Raw genomic sequence first — 9906 nt, forward strand, 5'->3', positions numbered from 1 at the left:
CTGCGTTCACTGCGCATTCTCCGCTTACGCCGCGGTTTATCCGGCACAATTCAGGTTTTCCAGTTTAAATGTCGTCCTGGGTAAAAATTCACACATATAACTACCTCATCTACCAACAAGACCGATCACCATTGCATCGAAGGCACACTCTTCTAATTTCATGTAACACCTCCCCTCCCCGCCTCTCCTTACATCGATGCAGAATCAAAATAGCAGTTCTGCATGCATTTATGTGTGTGTTTTTATTTAGCAATCAATCGAACGTGGGTAATTCGTTCTATTAAATTCAAATAACGGTTCGTCTAAGCGCGATCCGATACGGGAGGTCTCTCTATGCTTACCAATGTGGATGGTATTTCCAAAATTCTGATCTATATCCTATTGTTTCCCCTTTACTTTCAACAGGCGTTCCTGGAGTTTTCCTGGGCCGGTGGCGATACACTCGTTGTAATGACCCTCAAGCGGCTCTTCCTTCTCCTGCCTGCCCTGGCTATTATCCTGGGATGCTGGGTGACCATTCCTGCTTTTTTATCCGTCATTTTCAGGCAGAACCGCAAGGAGTATGTCACCTCTATCTTTATCACCTGGTGGGATTTGGGTAAATCGATCTTCTCCTTCTGGGGAGGGATTCTGCAGTTCTTTTTCAACCTGGTGATCGCGCTTCTTGAGCTGTTCAAGGTGTTGATCCTGAGTATCTGGTTTGTGATCCAGTCGATCCTGTTCATGCCTTTCAGGCTGTTTGGCGGAGCTTCAAAGAAGGTTGTGGAATCCAACATCCCGTGGATTGCGGTGGTTCTGACCCTCTTCTGGGTGCTGATCGAAGCCACCATCTTTACCTATGTAACCACACCGCTTGTGGTGGACACTCTATCCAACATCACCGGAGAGCAGCTCTCCATGGCGTTTGTGCGCATTCCGCTTTTTGCGTTTCTGTTTTTTATCGTATTGGGAAGCTACGCGGTGCTCTCCACGTTCGTGGACTCCTTCAAGGAGAAAAACATCTACCAGATTGCCGGGATTTTCGCCATTGAGGTGATCGTGCTTCTGGTTGAGGTGGTGTTCCTCTATCGCGAGTTCGTGGATGCACTGGTTCCGTGGTTTGCACTCTATGCGAACGATTTCAGCATTACGATGACCGGCATCCTGGCCGTCTCCGCATTCATGTGGTTCGGTATCCGGAGTCTGTCGTGGTTCCTCTTTGCCTCACACGGTACCCCGACCATCATGGCGGTGATTCAGGGCGAAGGCATTAAGCTGGCGGAAAAAGCCAAAACGCCCAAAAAAGGCAAAAAGACCGATGACGGCTTTGGTGCGGATCTCTCAAATGAGCTGATCGAATCGCTTAAAAAGGATGTGGACTGGGTGCAGGAGAAGGGCGATCTGCTTTTGTCATCGTTCATCCTGCCGCCGCTGCAGGTGATTGCAGCCGCCATCAATTTCTGCACGCTTCTTGTGACGGGCAGCCACCTGTTCAACACCCCGATCAAGAAACTGGACGACATCCGTGATTCGTCCGAAATGCTTAAGGCGGCAGCGGAAAAACGCGCAGATTTAAAGCCCGCGGCTCCTGCTGAGTCGTAGCGGATCACATCAAGACTGTCCGGGCGGGGATGCTTAATCATCCTGCCAGTCCGGACAGTCTGTTGATTCTTAAACGATGATACGATTTTGCCATTTTCCAGATTACGCAATCATGAATATGAAATTGATATCAAGTACTTGATTTAGGCAAGTCGATAGTCCCCTCCTTCGCAAGGAGGGGATTTAGGGGTGGTTGGGTTAGACTGAATAGCTTATTACAAAGCCCTTAGTATTTGCCAATCACGTTAACCACCCCCGGCCCCTCCTTGGAAAGGAGGGGAGTATCTTTGTTCAAAACACCATTTTCGGACTTACATCAAAAACCCTCCACAAACCACTTTCTGTCATGAATGTACATGTATCACGAACTTTCAAACCAGGACCGTCACTGCCGTCTATCTTTTTAGCCGGAGTGCTTTTCATTCTGTTTATGCCCGGATGCAGCACAAACAGTGAACCCAACCCGCGCATGTCCATGTTTGTGGGGATTGATATCAGCGGATCCTTCGTGAACAGCGACTATTTTGAGAACTCCATGTCATTCCTGGCCCACTACATCTACTCGCACCTGAACGGAGTGGGCGGATTTGAAGAGCCGAATGTTCTCTTTGTGGCTCCCATCGGGGGCGCGGACGTTGATCAGCCCAAGACCTTCTACCCAATCCAGACGTTTCAGAATAAGTCGGTAGAGGAGATTGAAGAGCTGCTCTATGAGCTCTTCCCAACGGATCAGCTGGACCCGATCACCGATTTCAACGCCTTCTTTGAACATATTGCCCGTACCGTGGAGAACCACAACCTGGTGCTTCGTCCAATTTCGGTGGTGATGCTGAGCGACGGGATTCCTGACTATCATGTAGAGGGAAACCGGCAGATGAGGGATTTCCGCGCGATTGACCTCAGTCCGCTTGAGCGGCTATCCCGTAATATTACCATACGGCTGCTCTACACCAATCCGGTGGACGGACGTTCGTGGCAGACCGAGGTGCCACGGCGGCGCGTCAAGATCTGGACGCAGGATTCCGACGTGATGGAAACCTGGAACGACCCTGATATCTACCTCGAGGATCGACCCCTGCAGCAGCAGGAGCGCTGGATTGAGTGGACGGCAGAGAATGTGAATTACAATGTCCGAGCCCGGAGGGTAGACTGAGGGTTTTTTGATTGTTGAGGGGCGATTGTTGTTTAGTAATTAAAGGTTGGGTTCAATTAACGTGAATTCAGCAGCCAATTGGTAGTCTGTTTCTTATCTTTACAAAGGTCACTCGAAAATCGAGGAATGTCCATTGGTCTCACCTGAATTCAAAAAATATCCCTTTTTGCAAGTACTAATTACGATTGCTTGGATTTAGCAAACGCCCTAGTCTTCTTCTAATTATTTAAATACCCCGCTTAAATCTCACCATTCATTCTGAGTCGCCAGCAGAGGATTTTCTAACCAAAAACTATGTTTAATTTTAGATTACCTTTCTCATTTCTTTGCTCAAAGCAATGGAGCAAGATTTCTATCTAATTCGAAAAAATTTAACTAAATCTTGAACTCTAGCATCTTTTATAATTAGAAATGCCTCAGAAACATTGTACACATATAACTATCCGATATACTTTATAAAGTTTATAATAGATATCATTCAGATTTACTAACTAAGACTATTTAATTTGGGTATTTTAGATTTTACATCGACTGAAATTATGTCTCAGGGCGGAGACGCCAGGATCACTTTAGAAGAAAGCAGTGGTCTTAACAAATACGGATGCAGTCCAATCCCTGATTACAGCATTTCCTACTCTTCATGCACAAGTAATACAATTTCATATTCTGCATACGCATTTGTGGAATCTTACCTTCATAAACTTCGTAATCTTTACAATGAATCCGGTGATCTCTTTTTTTTAAGCGATGAGTTTAAATTCATAAGAAAAAAGATTAGTGATTTTTATAAGCTTCCAAAAAGCGCAGATGTCATACTTGGTTCCTCGGGAACTGATCTCGAATTGCTCGTTCTTGCAGGGGCAATGTCTTCTCCAGAAAAAAGTGCCCACAACATTCTTATTGAAGCAAATGAAGTTGGTAGTGGGGCTTTTAACGCAGCACAAGGCCGCTATTTTTCTGAAATTTTACCATTAGGTTTAAAATGTAATATTGGCGATTCCATCGCTGGTTTTTCACAAAAAATTATTTCATTCAAAAACATTGAAGTTCGAAATCCTGATGGTTCTGTAGAAAACGACACGAAGATTGAAGAAAAACTCGACCACGAAATTAAAAGTGCTTTTTCTCAAGGAAAAAGGCCTATTCTGCATATTATCCACCGGTCAAAAACTGGGCTCATTGTACCATCATTTAAAGTTTTCAAAAGTCTGCAAGAAAAGTACAAGGATAAAATTGACACTGTTGTGGATGCATGCCAGGGGAGAATTTCTATACACATTATGAACCAGTATTTGTCTCATGGTGCAGCAATTCTGATCACCGGCTCTAAGTTTTACTCTTGCCCACCATTTGCCGGTGCACTTATAATGCCTGAAATCATGTCATCTAGAATTAAAAAATGGAATCATTTTCCTGTAGGTTTAAAAGATTTCTTTACAAGATATGAGTTTCCTGAAAGTTGGTCCTTTATAAATGAATATTTATCTACAGAAATAAATGTTGGACTGTTACTTCGATGGCAGGCTGCAATATTTGAAATGAATAAAATATTTGAGGTACCAAATCCTAGAATTGAGTTTGTAATTAATGCTTTCAATTTGATAGCTAAGGAAATGATTCATAATTCAAGGTTTTTCAACCTTGTTGAAATAGCTACACAAACAAATGCCTACAAGGTGCCTATTTCAACCAGAAGCCCTTATGAAATTAATTCCATCCTTACTTTTACTGTTTCTCTACCGGAACATAATATTTTTACACATGATGATGCCAAAATTGTCTATCAAGCTATGTACACAGACTTGTCTGATATAATCGCGTCTGAATCAAAAATAGCTCATACACCGATTCGAATTGGACAACCGGTTAAAGTGGCAAAGAATAAAAATAATCAATGGTTAGGTACTTTTCGACTCGCTTTAAGCTCCAATCTAATCAGTGAGATAGCGATGCTAGATGATGAGCTTGTTTACATGCGGATAAAGTCTGATATGGATTTCATCCAAAAGAAGCTGGAACTTATTCTTGATAATTTTAAAATAATCAAAAGTTTTTTTAGAAGTAATCTATTGGTAAATGAGCAAGCATAATGACAATCTGCACCAAATCTTAGTGGCTTCAGAAATATGGAAGGAAATACATAAATCTAGTAAGTTAGATCAGAGAGATGACGCTTTTCTATACTACTCAATACAGAACTTAAAGTACAGACTCAATTACCTGTCAAATACATTTAACGGTTTTGAATCTTTACACTCGGTAGCAATAAAGACTAACCCTCATCCGTATATTTTAAAAAAAATTAGCGATTGGGGCTATGGTCTTGAAGCTGCATCATTACAAGAAGTCCTGTTGGCTGCTAAAACTGGGATTGAACCTCAAAAAATCATTTATAATTCACCAGTAAAAACCAGAAACGAGATTGAGTATGCTTCGAAAAAGTTCTCCGGTTTAATATTAAATGCAAATTGTCTTGAAGAACTTCAAAGGATCCCAAAAAAAAATAATTTCAATCTTGGACTCCGAATTAATCCACTCGTAAGCGGAGAAACTTTTAATTTGTATGATGTAAGTGGGAAATACTCTAAATTTGGTGTGCCTATAAACAAAACCGACCTCATTTTTAAAGCAGTTAAGGAACATTCCATCTCTCAGTTACACATGCATGTCGGATCAAAAGAAACTGATCTTAGCAGACCACTTAATGCTATTAAACGGGTTGTAGATCTTGCCGGTCTTATAAATCAAAGTCTTGGTCAAAAAATTGACACAATTAATATTGGAGGCGGACTATCTGCAGGTGATAGCAATTCTGAATCCATGGGTTTCATTAAAAAGTATGTAAAATCAATTGAAGAAGACGTTCCAGAATTAAGTTCCAAATTTAAAATTATTACTGAATTTGGCCAATGGGTACATGAGCATCAAGGAGTAACTTTTTCCAGGGTGGAATACATTAGAAATTTTGAGGAAAAGGCTATTTGTTACATCCATATTGGTGCAGATATGTTTGTTCGTAATACCTATGCTCCTGATAAAGAATTAAAACTAATATGTTTGGACTCTTCAGGAAATCTTAAAGAAGGAAAAGAAAAAATTTATGATATAGCTGGACCATTATGTTTTAACGGAGATTATTTATCAAGGAATTATAAATTACCTTTATTAGAAGAAGGCGACTTCATTGTCATAAAGTCAACGGGTGCTAATACTTACGGCCTATGGTCAAGGCACTGCTCAAGAAATATTCCTGCACTTTTTGTAGATCAAATACACGATTCGAAAATCAAAAAGGTTTCTAAGAGTTGGAATCCTTTTCTCAAAGCTGATTAGTCAAAAAAATAAATAAACATCAATAAAGCTTCGCTTACTCATAATTTATTATTAAAGCTACTTGAATCAAGTTTAATTTCATATGAATAGTCAATATAATCTCATTATAAGCATTCAAGAAGTATCACGTAGAAGGCAACCGGCAGATGAGGGATTTCCGCGCTATTGACCTCAGTCCGCTTGAGCGGCTATCTCGTAATATCACCATACGGCTGCTTTACACCAATCCGGTGGACGGTCGTTCGTGGCAGACCGAGGTGCCACGCCGGCGCATCAAGATATGGACGCAGGATTCCGACGTGATGGAGACCTGGAATGATCCGGATATCTACCTTGAGGATCGTTCTCTGCAGCAGCAGGAGCGCTGGATCGAGTGGACGGCAGAGAATGTGAATTACAATGTGCGTGCAAGAAGGGTAGATTAGGTCGCGGATTGGTTATCCTGATTCATATTTTTTGATAGTTGGAGCTTTGTTAAAAGAATAGGTTCAAATGAAGATCAACCTGATGAACTTATGCCAAGACCATCATAGTGGGCTTTTTGTGATTTGCAATCCGCCATCTGCCAGAGACCCAATGGGTTTTACAGAAATGCTTTAAGAATAGCGTTTGACTCGCTTTCACCCCGGAATTAAATAATACCTGCCTTTAAACTGCTTGAACTTCATTCTGTTTTTATTCATTCATATACACTTAAATAAAAAAATACATGACTATGCTAAATAAACAGCCATGCTAATATTTAGCAAAATACTATGCACAACCTAATCTCGATGAATGATTTGAAATTTTTCAATTTTATCAGAGAGTGCTCTATTTTTTATCATAATTATTAAAATTTATTAATCTCGATAACATATACAAACAATATTTAAACAAGAGTTTGTGCCCGTTGTTACATTGGCTATTAGAAAATTTTAAGTTCAAATTGGCAGCATCAATCATTACTCTGTAGGTGAGCATCAAGAGTTTTTTGGTATACATAGGGGTAAACTAGTACAATCTCATCTCATCACTGAAAAACTCGGGTACAATTAAAATATAACAAAGGGGTAACTTATGAGAAGCAAGCTATATCTCAGTTTTCTGATCTTAGTGATTGGAGCACTGTATCTAACCGCATGTGATAATACAACAAGTGGAAGCTTTGAGGACTCACTCGACGTTTTCACAGGTTTGGAAATTATACCGGAAGCATCAAATTCTACCATGTTTGTTAGTAAAGGAGATCAGGTAGGAGGCGATAGTTATTTCCAAATAGAAATCGAAGGCATTGGCGAGAACACTTTCCTGCAAAATGGCACCCATGGTGGATGGTGTCTGGAATGGAAGAAAACAATTCGTTCAAACAATGATGAGCATAAAGATCTGAATTGGTACACTTCTCAAGGCAGTGAGAAGTGGAAGCCGCTTAATTATTTATTCCTGATTCGCGATGAGTTGGAAGTTTCTTTCCCGGACCTATCCATTTACGATCTTCAGGCAGCTGTATGGGTATTGGCCGGCGACATGGGAATTGCACCAGAATTCAACGTCGATAGAGTCACAGCTAGTGAACTATCTGCTGACATGCTGCAAGATGGTGTTCCCAGATATGACAAAGAAACTGTAAAGGCAGTTGTTGAGAAAGTGATGAGTGAGTTTTCTGATCCGGAGCATGAATATCTTCTCGAAGGCGTAACCGGAACCATTGCAGAAACAAGTTCTGATGAGCAGGATGTATTTGTTCCCGGCGAACCATCTGATCCGTGTGAGGAAGGAACCATTGATCCGAACAAAGTGGATGTGATGCTGCTGTTCGATGATACCGGAAGTTTTGCTGGTTTTGTAGATGACGTTGCAGCTCTTTTCCCGAGTATTATTTCAACCCTTGAATCTACTTTCCCAGATAAAGATTTTGCTTTTGGGGTTTCAAGATTTGAAGATTATGGTGGTCCAGGTACCGGATTTTCAGGAGAAGTAACAACAGGTAGACCGTTTATTCTTAATCAGCCACTGGTTACAGAGAGTGTTGCCGGCAGTGCAGCAGCTCGTGATGCATTGATTTCAGATGCTTTAAGTAATACGGCACCTGGTTTTGGTGGTGACGGACCGGAAACAGCACTTCACGCTCTTTATGAATTAGCAATTGGAGAGGGATTTGATGGAAATGGCGACGGACTTACTACCGGAAGTGGTGACGCAGGATCATTAGCTGCTCAAACCAGCCCTGGAACAAGTGGTGACGTCCCTGCTTTTGCCTCCAACGTCTTGCCAACATCTGGTACACTGGGAGGTGCAGGATGGCGAACCGATGCACAAAAAATCGTCATACTTGCGACAGATGTATGTACAGTTGCACCTGTTCCTGCATCACTTGGATTGTCACTTACTTCAACAATTGAAGGGCAACCTGGAACCTCAGAGCCACTCTCAAGGCTTGTGTGCAGTAGTGTATATTCATCATCTGGTTCTAGTAGATATGGCGATATTTCAGATGCAAAATCTTCTGCAGCTAATACTGTTCCGAATGCAACGGTACCGTCAGAATCTCCAAGTGTCATTGAAACTGTTGATGCTCTGACATCCTTTGGTATTCAGGTTATAGGATTATCTACAGATGGAGCTGCAACTGATGCTACTGGTCCATCATTTGGGGGTTCAAATGTATATTTATCAGCATTGGCTAACCTCACAGGTGCCAACGACCCAAGTACAGGTGATCCGCTTGTGTTTTCTATTACTACTAGCGCATCTTCTATTGCAGCGGGGATAGTTGAGGCGGTTGGAACGAGTGCATGTGATGCAACTGCTGCAAGTGCTGCGAAAATATCCAGCTTTACAAATTCACTGCGCTTGTCATCGGCTGAAACCGATACAACCGAAGATTCTAATTATGTGATCTTCGACTAGAATTAACATAAATATTAATTTTAGAGTTAAGGCAGGTCATTATGGCCTGCCTTTTTTTTGTCCACAAAAAATGTGGTGCGAGTCATAACTATGCTTTTTTCAGAAGATTCGAAATCATATCTATACTCATCCTCAGTAAAAAAACCTGGATTGAAACGCATCCCGGCAGCATGCCTGATCGGTAACCCCACATTGACATAAATACCTTTATAATTCGGAGAAACGTTTGGTGGCTCGGGATGAAACTATCGAGCTTGAATGTATTAATCACCTCAATGGTCGGGTAAGTGTTACAAGCAGCATATCAGTTTAGGTTATCTATGCCGTTCGTCCATATCCGTTTTTGGAATTTAGTCTTATTTTGCGTCTTCAACCCTTCTTTTTACCGCTCTGGAAACTGCGGGGAATGGTGATCTTTTTATTGCTGATTGTTGATTACGCTTGTTTAGCTAAACCCGGTGTATACTTGATAATCTGGGCCAGTTTTTACCGCAGAGAGCGCAAAGAGCGCAGCGGGGATTGCTGATTGGGTTTTCTTTTGGGTGAAACCGGTTGGTAATCGGTGATTTGGATCTGTTTTTACCGCAGGGTACGCAGAGGAGGCGCAAAGAACGCAGCGTACTCAGCGCCTTCACAGCAATCCCTGAGGTTAATCAGGAACCATCCCCTGCATTGGTCTGATCCATAATTCGGGATTTCAATTCTCTAATGAGGAGCGTCCCGGCGGGACGCCTGATCGGTAAAAAAAAAGACAGCCTCTTTATGAAGAAACTGTCCTTTGGATGTGGTGGGCAATGAGGGATTCGAACCCCCGACCCCCTCGGTGTAAACGAGGTGCTCTAAACCAACTGAGCTAATTGCCCTGATCTTTATCCTGAAACAGGCACGCTCACCAAAGTACTAACCCTGGAACCGACCTATCCTCCAAAGCCTTAGCGATGGAGTGG

6 protein-coding genes and 1 tRNA gene are annotated in these 9906 nt (G+C 41.9%); 6 read left to right on the plus strand and 1 reads right to left on the minus strand.

The features are described 5' to 3' along the window. The first annotated feature begins 333 nt into the window (after positions 1-333). The 6 genes from DDZ15_RS02140 (at position 334) to DDZ15_RS02170 (ending at position 8959) form a co-directional block, all read left to right on the plus strand. Positions 334-1581, plus strand: coding sequence for a hypothetical protein (locus DDZ15_RS02140; RefSeq protein ID WP_109644367.1), 1248 nt, complete (start codon positions 334-336; stop codon positions 1579-1581). A 346-nt stretch (positions 1582-1927) separates the two neighbouring features. Then, positions 1928-2734 (plus strand): hypothetical protein, encoded by an 807-nt coding sequence (locus DDZ15_RS02150; RefSeq protein WP_146198485.1) that lies wholly within the window; start codon positions 1928-1930, stop codon positions 2732-2734. A 506-nt stretch (positions 2735-3240) separates the two neighbouring features. Then, positions 3241-4824, plus strand: coding sequence for a hypothetical protein (locus DDZ15_RS02155; protein ID WP_146198486.1), 1584 nt, complete (start codon positions 3241-3243; stop codon positions 4822-4824). Positions 4825-4846: 22 nt separating this feature from the next. After that, a complete protein-coding gene (locus tag DDZ15_RS02160; protein WP_158278597.1) occupies positions 4847-6067 on the plus strand; it encodes a type III PLP-dependent enzyme domain-containing protein in 1221 nt (406 codons plus the stop codon). A 146-nt stretch (positions 6068-6213) separates the two neighbouring features. Then, on the plus strand, positions 6214-6492 hold the full coding sequence (locus tag DDZ15_RS02165) for a hypothetical protein (protein ID WP_109644377.1): 279 nt from the start codon (positions 6214-6216) through the stop codon (positions 6490-6492). A 634-nt stretch (positions 6493-7126) separates the two neighbouring features. After that, positions 7127-8959 (plus strand): hypothetical protein, encoded by a 1833-nt coding sequence (locus DDZ15_RS02170; RefSeq protein WP_109644379.1) that lies wholly within the window; start codon positions 7127-7129, stop codon positions 8957-8959. Positions 8960-9744: 785 nt separating this feature from the next. On the opposite strand, the gene DDZ15_RS02175 is transcribed toward DDZ15_RS02170, so the two are convergent. Further along, a tRNA-Val gene (locus DDZ15_RS02175) sits at positions 9745-9822 on the minus strand. Positions 9823-9906: the final 84 nt, after the last annotated feature.

This window comes from Rhodohalobacter mucosus, assembly GCF_003150675.1.
Classification (GTDB): Bacteria; Bacteroidota; Rhodothermia; order Balneolales; family Balneolaceae; genus Rhodohalobacter; species Rhodohalobacter mucosus.